Origin of the sequence: Stella humosa, assembly GCF_006738645.1 — a bacterium.
GTDB lineage: Bacteria > Pseudomonadota > Alphaproteobacteria > ATCC43930 > Allostellaceae > Allostella > Allostella humosa.
The window spans coordinates 1,814,659-1,834,430 of sequence record NZ_AP019700.1 but is presented as its reverse complement, the minus strand read 5'-3'; the positions used below and the strand labels follow the sequence as shown (position 1 = coordinate 1,834,430).

Sequence of the window (19,772 nt, the reverse complement as noted above, 5' to 3'; positions counted from 1 at the left end):
ACTCTAGTCCCCCCACCCCAGCCGGTCACCTGCTCTTGCGGCAACCCACCTATTCGACGACGACGCTCTTGGCGAGGTTGCGCGGCTGGTCGACGTCGGTGCCCTTCAGCACCGCCACGTGATAGGCCAGGAGCTGGACCGGGATGGCGTAGAGGATCGGCGCCACGAAGGGATGGATCTTCGGCATGGCCGCCGCCCCCTCGATCTGGCCCTGGAAGCGGGCGACGCCGGCCGCGTCCGACAGCATGATCACCCGGCCGCCGCGCGCCAGAGCCTCCTGCAGGTTCGACGCGGTCTTCTCGAACAGCTCGTCGGGCGGCGCCACCACGACGATCGGCACGGCATCGTCGATCAGCGCGATCGGCCCGTGCTTCATCTCGCCGGAGGCGTAGCCCTCGGCATGGATGTAGGACAGCTCCTTCAGCTTGAGCGCGCCTTCCATGGCGATCGGGTAGGCCGTGCCGCGGCCGAGATAGAGCACGTCGCGGGCGCCCATGATGTGGCTCGCCAGCGCGCGCAGCGCCGGTTCCTCGGCCAGGACGGCGGCCGACGCCGACGGCAGGTCGGCCAGCGCCAGGGCCAGTTCGGCCTCGCCGGCGGCATCCAGCTTGCCGCGCGCCCGGGCCAGCGCCAGGGTCAGGCAGGCCAGCACGACGAGTTGGGTCGTGAACGCCTTGGTCGAGGCGACGCCGATCTCTGGCCCGGCCACCGTCGCCAGCACCACGTCGGCCTCGCGCGCCATGGTGCTCTCGGGCACGTTGACGATGGCGGCGATGTGCTGGCGCTGGCTGCGGGCGTAGCGCAGCGCGGCCAGCGTGTCGATCGTCTCGCCCGACTGCGAGATGAACAGGGCGAGGCCGCCCTCGGGCATGTCGGCCGCGCGGTAGCGGAACTCCGACGCGATGTCGATTTCGACCGGCAGGCGGGCGATCCGCTCCAGCCAGTATTTCGCCACCATGCCCGCGAAGAAGGACGTGCCGCAGGCGACGATCGTCACCTTGGGGATCGCCGCCAGGTCGAAGGGCAGGCCCGGCAGGTGGACCGAGCGCGTCGCCGGGTTGATGAAGGATTGCAGCGTGTCGCCGATCACCCCCGGCTGCTCGAAGATCTCCTTGTGCATGAAGTGGGGGTGGTTGCCCTTGCCGACGAAGGCGCCGGACACGGCGGTCTCGCGCACCGCACGCTCGACCGGCCGGTCCTCGGCATCGAACACAGAGGCACCGCCGCGGCGGATGACGACCCAGTCGCCCTCCTCGAGATAGGAGATGCGGCGGGTGAGCGGCGCCAGAGCCAGCGCGTCCGAGCCCAGATACATCTCGCCGTCGCCATAGCCCACCGCCAGCGCGCTGCCGCGCCGGGCGCCGATCATCAGGTCATCATGGCCGGCGAAGACCATGGCGAAGGCGAAGGCACCGTGCAGGCGCTTCAGGGTCCGGGCCACCGCCTGCTCGGGCGACAGGCCGGCCGCCAGGTGGTGGCTGACGAGGTGAGCCACGGCCTCGGTATCGGTCTCGCTCTCGAAGGCATGGCCCAACCGGCGCAGCTCGTCGCGCAGCTCGGCGAAGTTCTCGATGATGCCGTTATGGACCAGCGCCACGCGATCTGTGGCGTGCGGGTGGGCATTGGCCTCGTTGGGCACGCCATGGGTCGCCCAGCGCGTGTGGCCGATGCCGATGGTGCCGGCCAGCGGCTGGTCGGCCACCACCCCTTCCAGGTTCACGATCTTGCCCTCGGCGCGGCGCCGGTCGATGCGGCCGTCGACCAGCGTCGCCATGCCGGCGCTGTCGTAGCCGCGATATTCGAGCCGCTTCAGCCCCTCCAGCAGCAGGGGGGCCGCGGGGTGGACGCCGACGATGCCGATGATGCCGCACATGATGTTCAGACCTTCCCCTCGCGCCGCGCCCGGCGCAGCGCGCGATAGGCCGGGGCCACGCCCGGCTTCGTCGCTTGGCGTGACCGGCCGATCGCCAGCGATTCGTCCGGCACGGTCTCGGTGATGACGCTACCGGCGCCGACGATGGCACCCGCGCCGACCGATACCGGCGCCACCAGGGCGGTGTTGGAGCCGATGAAGGCCCCCGCCCCGATCTCGGTCCGGTACTTGCCGAAGCCGTCATAGTTGCAGGTGATGGTGCCGGCACCGATGTTTGCGCCGGCCCCCACCGTGGCGTCGCCGATATAGGCCAGATGGTTGGCCTTGGCCCCCGGCCCCAGCGTCGCCGCCTTGATCTCGACGAAGTTGCCGACATGGGCGCCCGCCCCCAGCTCCGCCCCCGGCCGCAGGCGGGCATAGGGGCCGACGATGGCGCCGTCGCCCACGGTCGCCTGCTCCAGGTGGCTGAAGGCGCGGATCTCCACCCCCTCGCCCACCGTCACGCCGGGACCGAAGACGACATGGGGGTGGACCACCGTGTCGCGGCCAAGCCGCGTGTCGGCCGCCAGGAACACGGTCTCGGGCGCCACCAGCGTCGTGCCCTCGGCCATCGCGCGGCGGCGCAGGCGGTCCTGCATCGCGGCCTCCGCGGCGGCCAGGTCGGCGCGGGTGTTGACGCCCATCAGTTCCTCGACCGGGGCCTCGGCGAAGCGGCAGGCGGCACCCGCCGCGCGGGCAACGGCGACGAGGTCGGTCAGGTAGAATTCCCCCTTGGCATTGTCGCAGCCGACCCGGTCCAGCAGATCCAGCGCGCGGGCCCCGTCGATCGCCATCAGCCCGGCATTGCACAGGCCGATGCGGCGCTCATCCTCGGTCGCGTCCTTGGCCTCGACGATGCGCGCGAGCCCGCCATCGGCATCCAGCACGAAGCGGCCGTAAGGCGACGGGTCGGCCGGGCGGAAGCCCAGGACCGCGACGGCCGCACCCTGCCGACGCTCGGCCAGCAGCCGGCCGATGGTCTCGGACGACACGAGTGGGGTGTCGCCGAAGACGACCAGGACATCGCCCGCACCCGCTGCGATCGCATCCCGTGCGGCCAGCACCGCGTGGGCCGTGCCGCGGCGGTCCTGCTGGATGGCGATCGGGTGGGGGGCGACGGCCTTGGCCAAGGCCTCCATGCCGGGGCCGACGACGACGACGACATCGGTCACGCCGGCGCCGGCGACGGCGTCCAGGACATGGCCCACCATCGTGCGGCCCGCCACCTTGTGCATCACCTTGGGCTGGGTCGAGCGCATGCGCGTGCCCTCGCCCGCGGCCAGCACGATCGCGAGCGTGGGGGCGGTCGTCCGATTGTCGCCAGTGGTCATGGGAACCCCGACCCGCTAATAAATTCGTTGCCCTTCCCGCCGGCCGGCAGGATGCGCTTCCCGGTCGGATATCGGCCGTCCGGCGCAGGGTCAAGCCGGCCGACCCTCAAAGATTGTGACCTTCGATGACGCCAGAGCGTTTCCCCGCGATCATTTTCGACTTTGACGGGACGCTGGTCGACAGCGCCGCCGACCTGCGCACCGCCCTCAACCGCCTGCTGGCCGAACAGGGGCTGGAGCCCCGGCCGCTGGACGCCGTGCGCCGGATGATCGGCGACGGCGCCCTGAAGCTGGTGGAGCGCGGCTTTGCCGCCGCCGGCCGGCCCGTCGAAGGCGACACGCTGGCCCGGCACGGCAAGCGCTTCCTGGAAATCTACGAGCCGATCTCGGCCGACAGCACCGAGACCTATCCGGGCGTCATGGCAACGCTGGAGGGGCTGGCCGCGGCCGGCCACAAGCTCGGCCTCTGCACCAACAAGCCCGAGCGCGCCACCCGCCTGATGCTGGCCAGCCTCGGCCTCGACCGGCTGCTGACCTCGGTCGTCGGCGGCGACAGCCTGCCGGTCAAGAAGCCCGACCCGGCCCCGCTGCTGGCCGCCATCGCCGGCCTCGGCCTGACGCCGGCCCAGGCGCTGATGGTGGGCGACAACGAGCACGACGTCGCCACCGCCAAGGCGGCCGGAGTGCCGGTCGTGGCCGTATCCTACGGCTATGCGCGGGTGCCGCTGGCAGAGCTGCACGCAGACGCCATCATCGACGATTTCGCCGACCTGCCGACCGCCATCGCCCGCGTGGCCGCGCGCTAGCCGGACATGACGCTGCCGCAGATGACGCTGCCGCAGATGCCCGCCGCCGTGATCTTCGACATGGACGGGCTGATCTTCGATACCGAGGCCCTCTACCAGGAAGCATTCCTGGCGGCGGCCGTAGCCGGCGGGCACGACCTGCCGGCGGCGGTCATCCACGGCACCATCGGCGTGCCGTGGGTCCGCAGCCGGGTGCTTCTGCTGGAGCAGATGGGGCCGGATTTCCCCATCGATGCCTATTTTGCCGGGATGGTCGGGCATTTCGACCTGCTGGCGGCCACGCAACTGCGGCTGAAGCCGGGTGTCGTCGAGCTGCTCGATCTTCTCGACCGGCTCGCCATGCCGCGCTGCATCGCGACCTCGTCGGCCCATTCCACAGTGCAGAGCCATCTGGCCGCCCATGGCCTGACCGAGCGGTTCCACGCGGTGATCGGCCATGGCGACTACGCCGCCGGCAAGCCCGCACCCGACCCGTTCCTGACGGCGGCCAGGCGCCTGGGCGTGGAACCCGGCCGGTGCCTGGCCCTGGAGGATTCCCACAACGGGGTCCGCTCCGCCGCCGCGGCCGGCATGATGACCTTCATGGTGCCCGACCTGCTGGTGCCGACGCCGGAGATCCATTCCCTGTGCACCGGCGTCGTCCCCGACCTGCATGCCGTGTGCGCCCTCATCCAGGCCGCATCGGCGGCAATCCCTGCCGGATAGCTAGCGCCTTGGCGCCGGCCCCTTGGCGACGGAGATGTCATCGCCCGGCGCCGGCAGGGCCCGGCCGTCGATCTTGACCGATGCCAGCTCGGCATAGGCCATGCCGATCGGCGTTGCCAGGTCGAGCCGGACCGGCACCAGCGGCAGGTCCCCGCCCAGCGAGGCCACCGCGATGGCGGCCGCGCGCGCATCGTCGCCGTCGTCCCACGGCGAAAGTGTCTTCAGGAACCCCGCCAGCCGGCGCATGGAGGCCGAGCAGCGGCGCACGGCCGACACGGTCATGGCGTTGGACCGGTCGAGCCCGCCATCGCTGAAGACGAGGTCATAGCGGCGCAAGCCATCATAGACCGGCACTTCGCCATCGCATCGCCCCGTCGACTCCAGCCGCCGCGTGACGCGCAGGACAGCGGTCAGGATGTCGACGGACCCCCGGGTCAGCCCCGGCGGCACCGGGTCCCGCCCCTCCTCCACCGCGGGTTCCGCCGTCGCCGCCACGGTGCCGTCGGCGCGATAGACCAGGCGGGCAGTCTTGGTCTTGCCCGACGCGGTGCTGGTCGTGCGATAGAGGGCGGGCCGCAGGTCGCCGCCCGCCACCACCCCTTCCGATACGCTCTGGTAGTGCCAGGGGAAAAGGAACCCGGCCAGCCCTTGCGTCTGCATGTCGGCGGCGACGCGGTACCCTTCGCCCGTGAAGGCGATGTCGAGCTTCAGGGCGAGCGTCGGCAGGCCGGCGGTGTAGACGTCGTATTGCAGCTCGATCGACTTCGGGGCCGCCAGCGCGGCCGCCGGCCCCAGTACCAGCCAGGCCCCCAGCACCCCCAGCATTCGCAGGCTGCGCATCGTCCGCCCTTTCTCCGCACGGGATCGCCGGCCATGGTTGACTTGGCCGGACGCGGGCCACTATAAGCCATCCGCCGGGCGGGCGCGTAGCTCAGTGGGAGAGCACCGTGTTCACACCGCGGGGGTCGTAGGTTCAATCCCTACCGCGCCCACCATCGCCCTTCCGGCCCCTTTTCTCCCTGCTTCGCGATCGGGACACCCCGATGGACCTCTCGACCGCGCTTCAAGCCGCCCTGCTCGGCCTGCTCGAGGGGTTGACGGAGTTCATCCCGGTGTCGTCGACCGGCCACCTGCTACTGGCCGTCGACCTGATCGGCTTTCGCGGGCCGCCCGGCAAGGTGTTCGAGATCGCGATCCAGCTCGGTGCCATCCTGGCCGTCTGCTGGCTCTATCGCGACCGGCTGTTCGGCAGCCTGGGGCGCCTCGGCCACGACCCCGCGGCCCAGCGCTTCTATGGCAACCTCTTCTTCGGCGTGCTGCCGGCCCTGCTGATCGGCTTCTTCGCCCACCGCTTCATCAAGGAGGTGCTGTTCTCCCCCTGGGTGGTGTCGGTGGCGCTGATCCTCGGCGGCTTCGTGATCCTGGCCGTGGAGCGCATGAAGCCTGTGGCGCGGGTCGCCGACGTCGACGACATCCGCTTCGGACTGGCGCTCCGCATCGGCCTCTGCCAGGCGGTCGCCATGATCCCCGGCGTATCCCGCTCGGGCGCCACCATCCTGGGCGGCATGCTGCTGGGCCTCGACCGGCGGACGGCGACCGAATTCTCGTTCCACCTGGCCGTCCCGACGATGGCGGCCGCCACCGCCTACGACCTGTTCCGCAACCGGGATTCGCTGGACATGTCCGGCGGGGCGGTGATCGCCATCGGCTTCGTGGCCGCGTTCCTGGCCGCCCTGCTGGTGGTGCGCGCGGTGGTCGGCTTCGTCGCCCGCCACGGCTTCGTGCCGTTCGCCTGGTATCGCATCGCCATCGGCACGGCGATGCTGGCCCTGCTGGTCCTGCGCTGAGGGCCCCGGCCCCGCCGACCTTTGCGCTGTCCAAGCGGTCGATGCGCGGAATACGATAGCGCGATGCCACGCCTGCAATCCGGCTTCACCGTCTCCAACCGGACAGCGCTGGTCGCCCTGGGGCTGATCGCCGCCCTATCGGCGGGCAGCCGCGCCGAAGGCCAGACGCCGTCGGCCCAGCCGGTCGATGCGCGAGCGGGCGCCATGTGGGCCATCGTCCGCGGCATCATCAGCTACACGCGCTGGCCGGCCGACCCGGACCCCGTGCGGCTGTGCGTCGTCGGCCGTTCCGACGATGCCGCCGACTGGCCTGCGACCACCCGCACCACGCCTGGCCGGACGATCCTGGTCACCCGCTTTGCCGCGCCGGACCCGGGGATCGGCCAGGCCTGCGACGCGGTGCATGTGGGCGAACTGGCCGAGGGCGAACTGCCCCACCTGATGTCGGCCATCGCCGGCCGCCCCATCCTGACCGTCTTCGAGCGCGACCCGGCCTGCCGCAGCGGCGGCATGTTCTGCCTGCGCACCGAGGGCGACCGCCTCGCGTTCCAGATGAACCTGGACGCCGTCGCCCGCAGCGGCACCCGCGTCAATCCTCGCGTCCTGCGCCTGGCCCGGCCGCCGGAGCAGCGGTCATGAACGCCGGCGCGCATCAGCCGACCACGCCCATGCCCGCGGCCACGGCCCCTGCCCCGGCCGGGCCGACCCTGCAGCATCTGTTGGGCCGCACCCATTTCCGGCTGATCCTGCTGGCGATCGGCATGACGGGTGCCAGCATCGTGCTGACCGGCCTGGCGATCATCCACGCCTACGCCTATCACAACCTCGAACTGATCGCGCAGTCGGCCGCCTACACCGCCGAGGCCGCCGTCGTGTTCGCCGATCCGCGGGCAGCCGCGGAAGCGATCGAGCTTCTGGGGGCGGTGCGGGAGGTGGCGGACATCGCCCTCATCCTGCGCGACGGCACCATCCTGGCATCGTGGGAGCAGCCCCACAGCGGCCTGCTCGATCGCCTGGAGCGCTGGATCGGGCGGATGGCGTTCTCTACCCCGTTCCTGGTGCCGATCGTCCATGAGGGCGAGGTCGTGGGCACGGTTAGGCTGCATGGCAGCGGCGGCGGGCTGACGGAGTTCCTGGCCGGGGCGCTGGTCGGGGCCGTCGTCTGCTTCGCGCTCGCGACGCTGGCCTCCGCGCTGGTGGTGCGCCACCTGCAGCGCAGCATCGTCGGCCCGCTCCAGGCACTGGCGCAGGTCGCCCACGCGGCCCGCCGCGAGCGCGCCTTCGAGCGCCGGGTGCCGCCGACGCCGATCATCGAAATGGACGCGCTCGGCCGCGACTTCAACGCCCTGCTGGGCGAGTTGCAGGCGTGGCAGGGCAGCCTCCAGCGCGAGCACGCGGCCCTCGCCCACCGTGCCAACCATGACAGCCTGACCGGCCTGCCCAACCGCGCCCTGTTCGAAGAGCGACTGGCCATGGCGGTGCGCGCGGCCGAGGCCGCAGGCGGGCGGCTGGCGGTGATGTTCTTCGACAATGACCGCTTCAAGGAAACGAACGACCGCTTCGGCCATGCCGCCGGGGACATGGTCCTGGCCGCGGTCGCCCAGCGCGCGCAGGCGCGCCTGCGCGCGGGCGATATCGTCGCCCGCCTGGGCGGCGACGAGTTCGCGGCCCTGCTGCCGGCCATTGGCGAGCCCGACGATGCCGAGCGGATCGCGGACGGAATCCAGGCGAGCATTTCACAACCGCTTGCCCTACCGTCCGGAGATGCCATAACACCCTCGGTCAGCATCGGCATCGCGCTGTTTCCCGAGCACGCCCGCGACGCCGAAGGGCTGCTGCGCGTGGCGGACGCTGCGATGTATGCGAGCAAGCAGCGATCGCGCGGGGGACGCCGGCCCGCCGGCCAGTAGGGCCGGCACAGGCCGCCGCTGCCGGAGAATACAGATGGTTCTCGTCCGACGCCTCACCTTGCGCATCATCGCCGGCCTGCTGGCGGCAGCGGGCATGCTGGCCGCCTGCGCCACGCCGCCGGCCCCGCCCCACCGCCCACCCGCGGCCTGACGGCGACGCAGATGGCAGCGCTGCGCGACCTGGGTTTCCAGCCGGGTGACGGCACGTGGGAATTCGGCATGTCCGACAAGCTGCTGTTCGGCGTGAACGAAAGCCGGCTGGCCGATGGTCAGGCGGCGAACATCGCCCGCATCGCACGCACCCTGCTGTCGGTCGACATCCGGCGCGGCCGGGTCGAGGGACACACCGACGACACCGGCGCCGCCGCCTACAACGACGCGCTCTCGCAGCGCCGCGCCGCCGCGGTGGCCGAGGCGATGATCGCGGCCGGCATGCAGCGCCAGGATATCGCCATCGAAGGTACCGGCGCCCGCCGGCCGATCGAGGACAACCGTTCGGCCGGCGGGCGGCGCGAGAACCGCCGGGTGGTCATCGTCGTCGACGCCGAATAGCCCCTGCGCGCGGGCCGGCGTCAGCGCAGGTAGAAGCTGATCGGGACGACGATCTCCAGTTGCTCGGTCTCGACATCGGGCGGCAAGGCCGGCAGCGGGCTGGCCCGCTGCAGCAGCTCCTCGACCTCGCGATCGAGCATCGAATGGCCGGAGCTGTTGAGGATGCGCGCGTTCAGGATCACGCCGGCGCGGGTGATGGTGAAGCGCACGGTCGTCGTGCCTTCCATGCGGCGGCGCTGGGCGGCGGGCGGATAGGTCTTATGGCGCTCGAGCTGGGCGCGCAGCGCGGACAAATAGGACTGCGACGGACCGGCCGGGCGCGACGGACGCGGTGCCGGCGCCGACACCATCGCGGTCTGGGCGGGCGGCGCCGGGCTGGGGGACGGCGCGGCGTCGGCGATGGGCGCCGGTGCCGGGGGCTGCGGCCGCGGGTTGGGCGACGGCGGCGCGGTGGCCGCCACCGGGTCGGCTCGCGCCGCGGCGGTGTCGGGCGGCGGGGCTTGGGCGGCGGCGGGGTGACGTCGCGGGCCTGGGTTTCCAGGCGCTCCTCGACCGGCTTGGTCTCCACCGGCTCGATCTCGGCCACCTGCTCGACCGGCTTCTCGACCGGGATTTCCTCGGCCTTGGCGGTCTTCACCTCGTCGGGCGGCGGCGGTGGCGGCGTGGTCGGGGTCTCGACGGCCTTCACGGTCTCCACCGGCACCGGGCGCGCGGCCTCGACGGGAACGGGCGGCGCGGTCTCGACCGGCGTCGCCACCTGGGCGGCGTCGGGCGGCGCCGGCGTTGCGTCGTCGGCCTTCATGGACAGGGCGTCCATGGTGGTCGGCACCGCCGTCATGACGATCTCGACCGGCTTGGGCGGCGGCGGCGGCTGCATCGCCTGGTAGGCGACCATGGCGCCGACGATCGCCGCATGTCCGGCAATCGAGGCCACGATGGGCCAGCGGAGGAAACGATCGGCCAATACCGGCCCCTCAGGGCTTCGGCGGCGGCGCCGAAGCCGCCGAAGCCTCGGACAGCAGCGACACCCGGCCGAAGCCCGACGCCGAGACGATGCCCAGCACCTCCATCGCCCGGCCATAGGGGATGGTGCGGTCGGCGCGGACATAGACGACCGCGTCCTTCTCGGTCTCGGCCAGCTTCAGCAGGTTGCTGCGCAAGGCGTCGGCCTCCACCGGGTCCTGGCGCAGGAAGATCTTGCCCTCGCGGTCGATGCTGACGACCAGCGGCTCGCGCGGCGCGCTGACGCGGGCGGCCTCGCTCTTGGGCAATTGGACCGGCACGCCCGCCATCATCAGGGGCGCTGCCACCATGAACACGATCAGCAGCACCAGCATCACGTCGACGAAGGGCGTGACGTTGATCTCGCCCGCCAGCGGCGGCGCTTCGTCATCGTCGCCGCCCATGTTGATCATACCGGCCATGACAGGCTGCCCCTAGGCGGCCATGCGATGGGCGGCCGCGCGGCGATGCACCAGCTCGCCGCCCAGGCGCTCTACCGCCGCCGAGACCTCGCCCTGCAGCCGGCGCAGGCTGGTGGCATAGCGGTTGTAGGCGATGACGGCCGGGACCGCCGCGATCAGGCCGAGTGCCGTCGCGAACAGGGCCTCGGCGATACCGGGGGCGACCACCGCCAGGCTGGTGTCCTGCGAGGCGGCAATGGCCGAGAAGCTGTTCATGATGCCCCAGACCGTGCCGAAGAGGCCGATGAAGGGGCCGGCCGAGGACACCGTCGCCAGGAAGGGCAGCCCCAGTTCCAGCGGTTTCAACTGGTCGAAGCCGGCGCGCCGGGCCGCGCGCTCGACCCGCATCCGGCGCTCGCCCAGGCTTTCGTCGGCCGGATCGAATGCCAGCTCGCGCGCGGCTGCCACCAGGACGTTGCGGGCGAACGGGCTCTGCCCCGGGTCGACGCCACGGCCGTCGCCGAGTGCTGCGCCGAATGCTGCCACCGCCCGGCGCAGCCGCCGGCCGCGCGCCATCTTCTCGACCACCACCGCCCAGACCCCGACCGAGCCGACCAGCAGGACGACCATCACCGCCTTCACGACGGGATCGGCCATCCAGAAGAAATCGACGAACGAAAGATGGCCGGCAGCGGCGTGGGCGGCCGCGGGAATGGTGGCATCCATGGCTGGAACGAACCTCTACTGCTACTTCGTCAGCTTGACCGCGCCGCGGCTGCTCACTTCCATGAGTGCAACGCAGTCGCGGCCCTTGTCGCCGCATTCGATCACGTCGTTGACCAGGATCGAGGACAGGTCCGGGCAGCCGAGCCCGGCCAGGTCGAAGACCTTCACGCCCTTCTTCTCTGCCCGCATCGGCCCGACATCGAGCGCCAGTCGTCGCGCGATCACGCCGCCCTTGTCGAAGATCACCAGGTCGAGCTTGAACGCCTCGAACGCGACCTTGCCCCGGTTGTCGAGCACGAGATAGGCGCGGCAATCCGCCCCGCGCTCTTCCAGCCGGTTCAGTTCCACCAATACCGGGGCCTCGTCGGCCCAGGCCGGTACGGTGGCAACCAGCGCAACGCCCGTGGCGAGGCCGCCGAGCAGGCGCCCCGCAGCCGTGAACATAGACCGCCCCGTCATCTGAATCCGTCCCGAATTGTCGCGGTGCAACAGAGTGATAGTCATTCTCAATACCAGCCGCAAGCATCGAAATCGGCCATCTCGTCGCACCACGCGGAAAACCGCAACGATCCCAGGGCCCTGACCTACGATGCGGGCTGGACCGCCGGCATGCCGCAAACGCAGTATGCGGCCCGAATTCCCCGGAGCCTGAGCTGCCATGCACCTGCCGACTCACGGCCGCTATGCCTATTCCGGCCTGCCGCGTCGCCCGGTCTATGACTGGCCGAACGGCCGGCGTCTGGCCGTCTATATCGGCCTCAACCTGGAGCATTTCGCGTTCGGCGAGGGGCTGGGTGCGGAACTGGCGCCGGGCGGGCCGCAGCCGGACGTGTTGAACTATGCTTGGCGCGACTATGGCAACCGGGTCGGGGCCTGGCGGCTGCTGGAGCTGTTCGACCAGCTTTCGCTGCCGGCGTCGGTCCTGCTCAACAGCAGCCTCTATCACTATTGCCCGCAGCTCGTGGCAGCCTTCCGCGACCGCGGCGACGAGATGGTGGGCCACGGCCGCACGAATGCCGAGCGCCAGGGCATCCTGGCCGAGGAGGACGAGCGCCAACTGATCGCCGAGGCGACGGCGGCGATGGTGCGCTACGAAGGCCGGCTGCCGGCCGGCTGGCTGGGTCCGTGGATCTCCCAGAGCCGGGCCACCCCCTGCCTGCTGAAGGAGGCCGGCTACCGCTATGTGCTGGACTGGGCGATGGACGACCAGCCGGTGTGGATGGCAACCCGCGCCGGCCCGATCCTGTCGGTGCCCTACCCGCAGGAGCTGAACGACATCCCGGCCATCGTCGCGCGCCGCATGGATGCCGACGCCTTTGCCGACATGATCGTCGACCAATTCGACGAGATGCGCCGCCAGGCGGCAGACGCCCCGCTCGTCATGGGCATCGCGCTGCACGCCTATCTGGTGGGGCAGCCGCACCGGCTGGTTCATTTGCGGCGCGCCCTTGCCCACATCGCGGCGGCGGCCGGCGACGTCTGGATCACCCGCGCCGGCGCGATCGCCGCCCATGTCGAGCGCCTGCCCAAGGGCACGGTGCCGGACGCGCCCTCCTGGTCCGGAGACGGCCGTTGATCACGCCCACGCCTGCCCTGCATGCGGACCAACCCGGCCGCGGCATCCTCTTCATGCTGGGTGCCGTCGCCTGCTTCGTCGTCATGGACGCGCTCATCAAGTGGCTGAGCGCCAAGTTCCCGACCATGCAGGTGGTGTTCTTCCGCAGCCTGTTCGCGCTGGTGCCGATCGCCGTCCTGGTGATCCAGCAGGGCGGCATCGCCCGGCTGAAGACCAAGCGCCCGGCCATGCATGCCCTGCGCTGCCTCATCGGCCTGGGCTCCATGGTGTGCTTCTTTCACGCCTTCCGGGTGATGCCGCTGGCCGACGTCATCGCCATCGGCTTCGCCGCGCCGCTGTTCGTCACGGCGCTGTCGGTGCCGCTGCTGAAGGAGAAGGTCGGCATCCGCCGCTGGTCGGCCGTCGTCGTCGGCTTCGCGGGCGTGCTGATCATGGTGCGACCGGGGGCCGACGTGTTCGAGATCGGCGCCGGCGTCGCCCTGATCGGCACGGTGCTGTACTCGCTGGCGATGATCCTGATGCGCGACCTGGGCCGCACGGACACCACGACTGCCATCACCTTCTACTTCACCATGGCCGGCACGATCGTGGCCGGCGCCGCCATACCCTTCGTCTGGGTCGAGCCGGTCGGCATGGACTGGGCCCTGCTGGTGCTGGTCGGGCTGATCGGCGGCGTCGCGCAGTTGCTGATGACCCAGGCCTTCCGCCTGACGCCCGTCGCCGTCATCGCCCCCTTCGACTACACGGCGATGCTGTGGGGCTCGATCCTGGGCTATGCCGTGTGGGGCGAGATCCCCGACGCGCTGCTGTGGGTGGGTGCGGCCATCGTCGCCGCCAGCGGCCTCTACATCGTCCACCGCGAGACCCGCCTGCGCATCCCGCGGCTGAACATCGGTACGCGCACGGCCGGGCGGCGGTAGGGCGGCTCGCCATTCGGGGCTGATTGCCGCTATGTTGCAGGACGAACAACGGCAATTGGTTCTGTCGGCGATGACTGCGCATGGGAAGCCGGCGCGGCGAACTTGAAAGTTGGCCATGCCTTTTCCCAGCAGCGTTCAACTGTCGTCGCTTGACGGCGACACGGGCTTCCGGATCGACGGCGCAGGGGTGATCGTAACGAGCGGCCGATCCGTCGGTGCCGCCGGCGACGTGAATGGCGACGGCTTCGACGACGTCATCATCGGCGCGTACCGGGCCTACGCCAGCGCGTCCGGTTCCGGCAGCAGCTTCGTCCTGTTCGGCAGCTCGGCTGGTTTCGATGCGACGATCGAACTTTCCGCGCTCGACGGCAGCAACGGTTTCCGGATCGACGGCGCCTCGGGCAGCGACGCCAGCGGCCGGTCGGTCAGCGGCGCCGGCGATGTGAACGGCGACGGCTTCGACGACATCATCATCGGCGCCAAGGGTGCCGCCCCCAACGGCGACGCCTCCGGTGCCAGCTATATCGTGTTCGGCCGCTCGGGTGGCTTTGCCGCAGCGCTGAATCTCTCTGCGCTGGATGGCAGCAATGGCTTCCGGATCGACGGCGCCTCTGCCGATGATGCCTCGGGCCACTCCGTCAGCGACGCCGGCGACGTGAACGGCGACGGCTTCGACGACGTCATCATCGGCGCGCCCTATGCCGCCCCGTATGGCCCCTTCTCGGGTTCGAGCTATGTCGTGTTCGGCAGTTCGGCCGGCTTTGGCGCGACCTTTCAACTTTCCGCCCTCGACGGCAGCAACGGCTTCAAGCTGAATAGCGAGGAGGCCGACAATCTGACCGGGATCGCCGTCCACGCTGCGGGCGACGTGAATGGCGACGGCATCGACGACCTGATCGTCGGGGCTATCGGCGCCACCTTTCTCACTGTCGATACCGGCAGCGCCTATGTGGTCTTCGGCCGCTCGGACGGTTTCGCCGCCGAGTTCGAGCTGACCTCGCTCGACGGCAGCAACGGCTTTCGGATCAATGGCGAATACTCCGGCGACCAGGCCGGGACATCCGTCGGTGCCGCGGGGGACGTGAACGGCGACGGGATCGACGACATCCTCATCGGCGCGGCTGCCCCTGGCAGCCAGGGGCCGGGCCAGACCTACGTGGTGTTCGGGACCACCGCCGGCTTCCCCGGGGCGATAGAGGTGTCGCAGCTCGACGGCGGCAACGGGTTTCGGATCGACGGCGTATCGGGTCTCGATCGGGCCGGCTTTGCCGTCCACGGCGCCGGGGATGTGAACGGGGACGGCATCGACGACATCCTCATCGGCGCCGTCAACGCCGATCCCAACGGATACGCCTCCGGCGCCGGCTACGTCGTGTTCGGCCGTTCCACCGGGTTTACCTCGACGCTCCAGCTCGCCGCGCTCGACGGCAGCAGCGGCTTCGCCATCCAGGGCCAGTCCGCCAACGACAATGCCGGCAGTTCCGTCGGCGCAGCCGGCGACGTGAACGGCGACGGGATCGACGACATCATCGTCGGCGCGCCGGGGTCGGATGCCAATGGATATGGCTCCGGCGCCAGCTATGTGATCTTCGGCAGCCCCCCGCTGCCACCCCCTGCGCCGCCGTTGCCGCCATCGTTCGGCAACAGCCTGCCCGTAGCCGGCGACGATGCCTTCACCCTGCCCTGGCAGACGAAGCTGACGGTGCAGGGGCCGGGACTGCTGGGCAACGACACGGACGCCAACGGCAATCCACTGACGGTGACGGGCATCGCGGCCGGCCCCGCCCACGGCGTCCTCACCTGGAACGCCGACGGCGGCTTCATCTACCAACCCAACGCCGCCTATGTCGGGCCGGATGGCTTCACCTATGAAGTGGGCGATGGTCGGGGCGGCTTCGACACCGCGCAGGTCCGGATCACCGTGGCCGACGACGAGAAGCCGGACCCGGTCTGGCCCATCGACGGCGGCTTCGGCAGCGAGCGTCTGTCCGGCAGCAATCAGGCCGACACCATCCGTGGCAATGACGGCAACGACACCATCATCGGCGACGGGGGCCGCGACCGGCTGGAGGGCAATGCCGGCAACGACAGCATCCTGGGCCAGGGCGACGAGGACATCGCCTGGGGCGGCCAGGGCAATGATCTGTTGGATGGCGGCCAGGGCAACGACTGGGTGCTGGGCGACCATGGTGCCGACACGGTGCATGGCGGCGGCGGCCACGACTTCGTCTGGGGCGGCCAGGGTGACGACCGGGTGTTCGGCGACGGGGACCACGACATGCTGTCGGGCGACCGCGGGAACGATACCCTGACGGGCGGCGAAGGTGCGGACCGCTTCATCTTCAAGGAGGGCGGTGGGCTGGACCTGGTAACCGACTTCGCGTCAGTCGACGGGGACCGCATCCTCATCGATACCGGCGGCGACGGCATCCTGAACGGCCTCTCGCTCGACAGCTTCGCCGACCTGCTGGCACGCATGGTCGATACGCCGGGCGGCGTGTTCCTGTCACTGGGCGACCCGGACCATGGCGTCACTATTGCCGGCATCACCCGGGACCAGCTCACGGCAGGCGACTTCCAGATGCTCTGATTTTAAGCTTCACCGGACGGAAGTGGCGGCCATTGCCGGCCGCAACCCGCTCGGGCACTATCCCCCCATAAGGCACGCGACGAATCGCGGCCCGCCGCCGGGACAACCGGTGGATGAACGGGGGAAACGGCACATGGCGACGAAGGGCGAGTCCCTTCTCAGCGTGCGCGACCTGTCGATCCGCTTCGGGGGCATCGTCGCCCTCGACCGGGTCGGTTTCTCCGTGGCCGAAGGCAGCATCGCCGGGCTGATCGGGCCCAACGGCGCCGGCAAGACCACCCTTTTCAACTGCCTCAGCCGGCTCTATCGCCCGAGCGAGGGCGCCATCCTGTTCGAGGGCCGGCCGATCCTGGACGCGCCGCGCCACCGCATTGCGGCACTCGGCATCGGGCGCACCTTCCAGAACCTGGCCCTCTTCCGCTCCATGTCGGTGCTGGACAATGTCCGCGTCGGCGGCCATTGCCGCATGGGGGCGGGGTTCCTGGCCCATGCGCTGGCCCTGCCGGCGGTGCGGCGCGAGGAGGCGGCCCTGCTGGAGCAGGCCCACCGGCTGATCGACCTGCTAGACCTGGGCGCGGTCGCGGGCGTACCGGTGGCAGCATTGCCGTTCGGCACGCAGAAGCGGGTGGAACTGGCGCGCGCGCTGATCACCCAACCCAAGCTGCTGCTGCTGGACGAGCCGGCGGGCGGCCTCAACCATGAGGAGGTCGACCAGCTCCGCAGCCGCATCCGCGACATCCGCGACCGGCTGGGCGTCACCGTGCTGCTGGTCGAGCACCACATGAACTTGGTGATGACTGTCTCGGACCAGGTGGTGGCGCTCGATTTCGGCCGCGTCATCGCCGACGGCACCCCGGCCGAGGTGCAGGGCGACGATGCCGTCATCCGGGCTTATCTGGGGGCGCCGGCCGCATGACCCAGATCCTGGAAGTGAAGGGCCTGGTCGCCGGCTACGGCGCGTCGCCCATCCTCCACGGGCTGGATTTCTCCGTGCCGGCCGGCGGCGTCGCCACCATCCTGGGGGCCAACGGCGCCGGCAAGACGACGACGCTGCGCGCCGTCTCCGGCCTGATCCGGCCGGCGGGCGAGGTGCGCTTCGCGGGCGAGCGCATCGACCGGCTGTCGACCGAGGACATCGCGCGCCGCGGCATTGCCCATGTACCCGACGGCCGCGGCACCTTCGTCCATCTGTCGGTCGAGGAGAACCTGCGGCTTGGTGCCTACACCCGCCGCGACCCGGCCGGGGTGGCACGCGACTTCGAGCGCGTCTTCGCGCTGTTCCCGGTGCTGCAACAGCGCCGCCGCCAGCAGGCGGGCACGCTGTCGGGCGGCGAGCAGCAGATGCTGGCGATATCCCGCGCGCTGATGCTGCGGCCCAAACTGCTTTTGATGGACGAGCCGTCCTTCGGCCTGGCGCCGCTCATCGTGCGCGAGATCTTCCGCATCATGCGCATGGTGAACGAGGAGGAAGGGGTGGCGATCTTGCTGGTGGAGCAGAACGCCAGCCTAGCGCTGGAGCTGGCGAGCCGGGCCTACCTGCTGGAGACCGGGCGCCTCGTCGTCTCCGGCTCGGCGGACGAGCTGCGCGCGGACGATGCCGTCCGCCGTTCCTATCTCGGCTACTGAAGGGCGGGGCCGATGGAAGCCTTCCTGCACCAGGTGCTGTCGGGGCTGGCGACCGGGGGCATCTATGCCATCGTCGCCCTGGCGCTGGTGATGATCTACCAGGCGACGCACCTGGTGAACTTCGCCCAGGGCGAGATGGCGATGTTCTCGACCTACCTCGCCTGGTCGATGATCGACGCCGGCATGTCCTACTGGCTGGCCTTCGCCTGCACGGTCGTCCTGTCCTTCCTGCTCGGCATCGCCATCGAGCGCATCGTCATCCGGCCGGTCGGCAAGGCACCGGTGCTGGCGGTGGTGATCGTCTTCATCGGCCTGCTGGTGATCCTCAACAGCGTTGCCGGCTGGATCTACACCTACACGATCAAGAGCTTCCCCAGCCCCTTCCCCAGCCGCACGATCCTGGGCGGCTACATGTCGGCGCACGAGCTGGGGGTGATGGCGGTGACGCTGGGCGTGCTGGCCCTGCTGTTCGTCTTCTTCCGCTACACGCCCCTGGGCCTGGCGATGCGGGCAGCCGCCCAGAACCCCGTGTCGAGCCGGCTGGTCGGCATCCGTGTCGGCTGGATGCTGGCGCTGGGCTGGGGCCTGGCAGCCGCCATCGGGGCCATCGCCGGGATGATGGTGGCGCCGATCGTCTTCCTCGACCCCAACATGATGGCCGGCATCCTGCTCTACGGCTTCGCCGGGGCGCTGCTGGGGGGCATCGACAACCCGGCCGGCGCGGTCGCCGGCGGCTTCGCGGTGGGGGTGCTGGAAAACATCTCGGGCGCCTACCTGGTCGGCACCGAGCTGAAGCTGACGGTGGCGCTCATCCTCATCATCGGCGTGCTGGTCATCCGCCCATCCGGCCTGTTCGGCCGGGTGCTGGTGAACCGGGTCTAGGGCGGTGAACGGCCTGACCGACCGGCAATGGAAGCAGCTGGGCCTGGCCGCCCTGCTGCTGGTCGCATTCGCCCTGCCCTTCCTGGTGTCGAGCTACCGGACCTTCCAGTTCACCTCGGCGCTCTCCTATGCCATCGCGCTGCTCGGCCTCAACATCCTGACCGGCTGGAACGGGCAGATCTCGCTGGGGCACGGCGCCTTCTACGCCATCGGCGCCTATGTCGCGGCGATCCTGATGGATCGCTACGACGTGCCCTACTGGGCGACGATCCCGGCCGCCGGCCTGGTATGCCTGGGCGCCGGCTTCCTCTTCGGCCTGCCGGCGCTGCGGCTGGAGGGGCTGTACCTGGCGCTTGCCACCTTCGCGCTGGCGCTGGCGACGCCGCAGATCCTGAAGTCCAAGCATCTGGAGCAATGGACCGGCGGGGTGCAGGGCATCGTCATCATGAAGCCCGATGCGCCCTTCGGCCTGCCGCTCGACCAGGACCAGTGGCTCTATTTCTTCACCCTGGTGGTGGCGGTCGCCATGTTCTGGCTCGGCCGCAACCTGCTGGCGGGCCGCATCGGCCGGGCCATGGTGGCGATCCGGGAGCATCCGACGGCGGCCGAGGCGATGGGCATCGACACCGCCTTCTACAAGTCGGCCACCTTCGGCGTCAGCGCCATGTTCACCGGCGTGGCGGGCGCGCTGGGCGCCATCATCATCCAGTTCGTGGCGCCCGACAGCTTCACCCTCTTCCTGTCGATCACGCTGCTGGTCGGCGTCGTCGTCGGCGGGCTTGCCTCGCTCTCGGGCGCGATATGGGGCGCGCTCTTCATCCAGTTCATCCCCAACGTCGCCGACCAGATCTCCAAGGCAGCACCCTGGGCGATCTACGGCCTTTTCCTCATCGCCTGCATGTACCTGATGCCGACCGGAGTGGCGGGCCTGCTGCGCGCGACGGCTGCCCGCCTGGCTGGACTGACCCGCCGTCCGTAACCAGAGA

At 70.4% G+C, this 19,772-nt stretch carries 21 protein-coding genes and 1 tRNA gene; 15 read left to right on the top strand and 7 right to left on the bottom strand.

Going from position 1 to position 19,772, the window contains the following annotated elements; genetic code table 11:
- Positions 1-49: 49 nt before the first annotated feature.
- Together glmS and glmU are read right to left on the bottom strand one after the other, a co-directional pair.
- Positions 50-1,873: a glutamine--fructose-6-phosphate transaminase (isomerizing) gene (glmS, locus tag STVA_RS08660; protein ID WP_123689035.1), complete on the bottom strand. Its 1,824-nt coding sequence runs from the start codon at positions 1,871-1,873 to the stop codon at positions 50-52.
- Between the two features lie 5 nt (positions 1,874-1,878).
- The gene (gene glmU / locus STVA_RS08655; protein ID WP_123689036.1) at positions 1,879-3,243 is read right to left on the bottom strand and encodes a bifunctional UDP-N-acetylglucosamine diphosphorylase/glucosamine-1-phosphate N-acetyltransferase GlmU; all 1,365 of its coding nucleotides are present in this window, start codon (positions 3,241-3,243) and stop codon (positions 1,879-1,881) included.
- A gap of 125 nt (positions 3,244-3,368) precedes the next feature.
- On the opposite strand from glmU, the gene gph reads away from it, so the two are divergent.
- Complete coding sequence (gph, locus tag STVA_RS08650; protein ID WP_123689037.1) at positions 3,369-4,049, top strand: phosphoglycolate phosphatase; 681 nt, start codon at positions 3,369-3,371, stop codon at positions 4,047-4,049.
- Positions 4,050-4,055: 6 nt separating this feature from the next.
- On the top strand, positions 4,056-4,754 hold the full coding sequence (locus STVA_RS08645) for an HAD family hydrolase (RefSeq protein WP_123689038.1): 699 nt from the start codon (positions 4,056-4,058) through the stop codon (positions 4,752-4,754).
- Here STVA_RS08645 and STVA_RS08640 read toward each other — a convergent pair whose 3' ends face one another.
- Positions 4,755-5,594, bottom strand: a complete 840-nt coding sequence (locus STVA_RS08640; RefSeq protein ID WP_123689039.1) for a DUF3108 domain-containing protein — start codon at positions 5,592-5,594, stop codon at positions 4,755-4,757.
- An 80-nt stretch (positions 5,595-5,674) separates the two neighbouring features.
- On the opposite strand from STVA_RS08640, the gene STVA_RS08635 reads away from it, so the two are divergent.
- The 5 genes from STVA_RS08635 to yfiB all read left to right on the top strand — a co-directional run bounded on the left by STVA_RS08635 (position 5,675) and on the right by yfiB (position 9,063).
- Positions 5,675-5,749 (top strand) — tRNA-Val (locus STVA_RS08635).
- Between the two features lie 48 nt (positions 5,750-5,797).
- Entirely contained in the window at positions 5,798-6,601 is an 804-nt protein-coding gene (locus tag STVA_RS08630) for an undecaprenyl-diphosphate phosphatase (RefSeq protein WP_123689040.1), read from the top strand.
- A gap of 63 nt (positions 6,602-6,664) precedes the next feature.
- A complete protein-coding gene (gene yfiR, locus STVA_RS08625) occupies positions 6,665-7,240 on the top strand; it encodes a regulatory sequestration protein YfiR (protein ID WP_197735826.1) in 576 nt (191 codons plus the stop codon).
- Entirely contained in the window at positions 7,237-8,511 is a 1,275-nt protein-coding gene (gene dgcN, locus STVA_RS08620) for a diguanylate cyclase DgcN/YfiN (protein ID WP_197735825.1), read from the top strand. The genes yfiR and dgcN overlap by 4 nt, the downstream gene beginning before the upstream one ends.
- A 162-nt stretch (positions 8,512-8,673) precedes the next feature.
- Positions 8,674-9,063, top strand: coding sequence for an outer membrane lipoprotein YfiB (gene yfiB, locus STVA_RS08615; protein WP_142235710.1), 390 nt, complete (start codon positions 8,674-8,676; stop codon positions 9,061-9,063).
- Positions 9,064-9,083: 20 nt separating this feature from the next.
- On the opposite strand, the gene STVA_RS08610 is transcribed toward yfiB, so the two are convergent.
- Positions 9,084-9,524 carry an energy transducer TonB gene (locus tag STVA_RS08610; RefSeq protein WP_142235709.1) on the bottom strand — a complete coding sequence of 147 codons (441 nt, stop codon included), beginning with the start codon at positions 9,522-9,524 and terminating at the stop codon, positions 9,084-9,086.
- Between the two features lie 54 nt (positions 9,525-9,578).
- Between STVA_RS08610 and STVA_RS08605 the strand changes: the two genes are divergently transcribed.
- Complete coding sequence (locus STVA_RS08605) at positions 9,579-9,950, top strand: hypothetical protein (protein ID WP_142235708.1); 372 nt, start codon at positions 9,579-9,581, stop codon at positions 9,948-9,950.
- 87 nt (positions 9,951-10,037) lie between these two features.
- On the opposite strand, the gene STVA_RS08600 is transcribed toward STVA_RS08605, so the two are convergent.
- From STVA_RS08600 to STVA_RS08590, 3 genes are read right to left on the bottom strand one after another with little or no spacing between them, the layout of a single operon-like run.
- The gene (locus tag STVA_RS08600; protein ID WP_123689042.1) at positions 10,038-10,487 is read right to left on the bottom strand and encodes an ExbD/TolR family protein; all 450 of its coding nucleotides are present in this window, start codon (positions 10,485-10,487) and stop codon (positions 10,038-10,040) included.
- A 12-nt stretch (positions 10,488-10,499) separates the two neighbouring features.
- Entirely contained in the window at positions 10,500-11,192 is a 693-nt protein-coding gene (locus STVA_RS08595; protein WP_123689043.1) for a MotA/TolQ/ExbB proton channel family protein, read from the bottom strand.
- Positions 11,193-11,213: 21 nt separating this feature from the next.
- Complete coding sequence (locus STVA_RS08590) at positions 11,214-11,651, bottom strand: hypothetical protein (protein ID WP_148071368.1); 438 nt, start codon at positions 11,649-11,651, stop codon at positions 11,214-11,216.
- Positions 11,652-11,850: 199 nt separating this feature from the next.
- On the opposite strand from STVA_RS08590, the gene STVA_RS08585 reads away from it, so the two are divergent.
- The 7 genes from STVA_RS08585 (at position 11,851) to STVA_RS08555 (ending at position 19,765) form a co-directional block, all read left to right on the top strand.
- A complete protein-coding gene (locus tag STVA_RS08585) occupies positions 11,851-12,768 on the top strand; it encodes a polysaccharide deacetylase family protein (protein WP_123689045.1) in 918 nt (305 codons plus the stop codon).
- Positions 12,765-13,688, top strand: a complete 924-nt coding sequence (locus tag STVA_RS08580; protein WP_245978262.1) for a DMT family transporter — start codon at positions 12,765-12,767, stop codon at positions 13,686-13,688. Before STVA_RS08585 ends, STVA_RS08580 begins: the two co-directional genes overlap by 4 nt.
- A 115-nt stretch (positions 13,689-13,803) precedes the next feature.
- On the top strand, positions 13,804-16,278 hold the full coding sequence (locus STVA_RS08575) for an Ig-like domain-containing protein (RefSeq protein WP_123689046.1): 2,475 nt from the start codon (positions 13,804-13,806) through the stop codon (positions 16,276-16,278).
- A 133-nt stretch (positions 16,279-16,411) separates the two neighbouring features.
- Positions 16,412-17,194 carry an ABC transporter ATP-binding protein gene (locus tag STVA_RS08570; RefSeq protein WP_123689047.1) on the top strand — a complete coding sequence of 261 codons (783 nt, stop codon included), beginning with the start codon at positions 16,412-16,414 and terminating at the stop codon, positions 17,192-17,194.
- Positions 17,191-17,904 carry an ABC transporter ATP-binding protein gene (locus tag STVA_RS08565; RefSeq protein ID WP_123689048.1) on the top strand — a complete coding sequence of 238 codons (714 nt, stop codon included), beginning with the start codon at positions 17,191-17,193 and terminating at the stop codon, positions 17,902-17,904. The genes STVA_RS08570 and STVA_RS08565 overlap by 4 nt, the downstream gene beginning before the upstream one ends.
- Before the next feature lie 12 nt (positions 17,905-17,916).
- A complete protein-coding gene (locus STVA_RS08560; protein WP_123689049.1) occupies positions 17,917-18,786 on the top strand; it encodes a branched-chain amino acid ABC transporter permease in 870 nt (289 codons plus the stop codon).
- A 4-nt stretch (positions 18,787-18,790) separates the two neighbouring features.
- Entirely contained in the window at positions 18,791-19,765 is a 975-nt protein-coding gene (locus tag STVA_RS08555; protein WP_123689050.1) for a branched-chain amino acid ABC transporter permease, read from the top strand.
- Positions 19,766-19,772: the final 7 nt, after the last annotated feature.